Genomic DNA, 2,235 nt, shown 5'->3' on the forward strand with positions numbered 1-2,235 from the left:
CTCAAGCTTCTTCGACGGCTGGCGCTCGACACCAGGCACAATCCCCGCAACGAGCCAGCTCGACAGGCTCATCTCGATCACAGCGATCAGCGTACCGTCCGGTTTGAGGGGTGTGAGGGATCGGCTCAGGTCGTTCAACTTCTGCATGGGGTGCTCCATCGGTTCACATCAGCGCCGATGAATGCCATATCCTCACCGTCCTCACCGCCGCCGCCCGCACCATAGCATCTCCCTTGGAGGCTTTCGGACGCCGGCCGCCGAATGTGCCGCGCCGTCAGTCATGCGGCCGGCATCCGAAACCCTTCACAGAAGCGGAAGAACCAAGATCACATGTTGAGCGCGATCTCTCCTCGCCGGATCTCAACAAAGACCGCGGCCGCCTGGTTCCCTTCATCCAAACTGCAGTCATGAATTCGAGATTTGGTCCTCGCACTAGGGTGGCATACCGTGTCTGAAATTGTTCGGGAAGGATGGAGCGACGAATGCACCGGCGAGCTTTTCTCGTTTCTTCAATCGGAGTTCTGGCAACCAGTTCCTCCGCGACAGCAGATCAGCCCCTCCTTCGCCCTCGACTGATCGGGACTTGGTCGCTTACTGAGGCGGTGACAGTGAAAGGGAACGAGACCATCCCCTGGTTTGGCCGGCGTCCGCCTATCACGGGGATCATTATTTACAGCGAAAATGGCTGGATGAGTGTGCAGATAGTAGGCGCACCGGCAGGCACGATTTCGCGCGCAGATTTCAATAAGCTCTCCACTGCAGATCGTGCGGCTTGGTTTGACGAATACTACGCCTACTATGGCACGTTTGAGGTGGACGAAACGGCGCACGTCGTCACGCACTACGTTGTTAAGTCTCTCATCCCTTACAAACGGCGACCATTCTGAAGCGCAACGTCTCTATAAAGGACGACGTGTTGTCGCTGCTAACCCCGGCTCGGGACGACGGCGGACAAACAACCTTCAACCGGCTGGTTTGGAAGAAGGCTCCCTGAATCTCGATCCATAGGGGTCCTCTTTGGGTCAAAGGCTGCTCCCGGCAGCCAGGATGCCTTGGGCGGGTCACCTCTCAGAATCGGACATCGCCGCGTCCTGCGCTGAGGTGAGCCACGGGCCAACTTCAGACCTTGGCCGTCAACCGTCCGCAGATATCCTACAGGTTGCAACCCGCTGTTAGTCCGATCTTCCTTAAACAATAGGAATTTGTCATGAGCAGACCTAGCTGAACTGCCACAGACATTCGAGCAACCGAGGGGCTTGAAGCACTTTGCAGCTACAAAGCGAAGCAAACCGGAGTGAGTCCGGGGGTCGGATTCGAGGACGGCAATAGGCGCCCCACAGGCTGGCACCTCTCATTATCTCATTGAATTCTAACGAGTAATCTGCAGGCCCTAGACTGCACCGCTTGTGCAAACGGGTTTTAAGCCCATACTGGAGCCATCACGCATCCCGTTTCCTCCTCTGAGGTACGGCCAACGGTTCACGCCTTCCGGCGTGACGGAAGGTCAATCAGAGAGAATTCTAAATGGGTCAATTGGCGACATATCTGACGATCGCGGGACTCGCGCAACGACGGGCAACCGCACTTCGGCAGGAAATTGCTGATGGGACGGACCAATTTCCGGACCACGGTGATCAGCCATTTCAGGCCGCCGAGGTTGCTTGTTGCGAAGCGGCCATTGCTGCCGTTCGAGCAGTTTGCGCCCTGCATTGCCGGCTTCTAGAGTTCACTGCGGAGGGACAGGCTTTCGCTGCTGTCCCTGCGGCATTGCAAGGGTATAGCGACGAACTACCCGAGTCAGAACTCTAGTGTCCACACAGCCCCGCCATTCGGCGGGGCTGTGCCATTCTTATGAAGTCGACCTAAAAGCGCAGTTCTACGAGTACCTGAAAAAGATCGCCATAGACCGACAGGTCATCATCATCGAGAACACTGATCCGCCAGACGATGTGCGGCCGCTGCCCAACGCGCAAAAATTTACTGGCAATCCAGACGAAGAAGGCCGTGCCGGGCTGTTTCCGATCGCCAAGGCAGCGTCGTCGACCTGAAATAATCGTATAGTCGCAATTGCGACAATGCGATTGCCCTCAACGGGTAACCTTTCATTATTAGTTAGCGCTAGTGTGCGTATTTCGCAAAAACGGGACAGCGGTTTCGCTAACTGACGGACAGCAGTTTCGCTAAATCGCGGACAGCGTGGCGGCGCTGGCTTTTGGTTGCCTGGTTGTTGAAGTC

Annotated in this window: 2 protein-coding genes; both read left to right on the forward strand. The window is 56.5% G+C overall.

Annotated elements, in window-relative coordinates:
• Nucleotides 1-482: 482 nt before the first annotated feature.
• On the forward strand, nt 483-887 hold the full coding sequence (locus ACZBJS_RS42315; RefSeq protein ID WP_463440310.1) for a lipocalin-like domain-containing protein: 405 nt from the start codon (nt 483-485) through the stop codon (nt 885-887).
• 921 nt (nt 888-1,808) lie between these two features.
• Nucleotides 1,809-2,048, forward strand: a complete 240-nt coding sequence (locus ACZBJS_RS42320; protein WP_463440311.1) for a hypothetical protein — start codon at nt 1,809-1,811, stop codon at nt 2,046-2,048.
• Nucleotides 2,049-2,235: the final 187 nt, after the last annotated feature.

Source organism: Bradyrhizobium sp. KZN70725, from assembly GCF_055264925.1.

Excerpts from the sequence above, each read along its gene's own strand:
- ACZBJS_RS42315 (WP_463440310.1), top strand. The coding sequence starts at position 483 with ATGCACCGGCGAGCTTTTCTCGTTTCTTCAATCGGAGTTCTGGCAACC.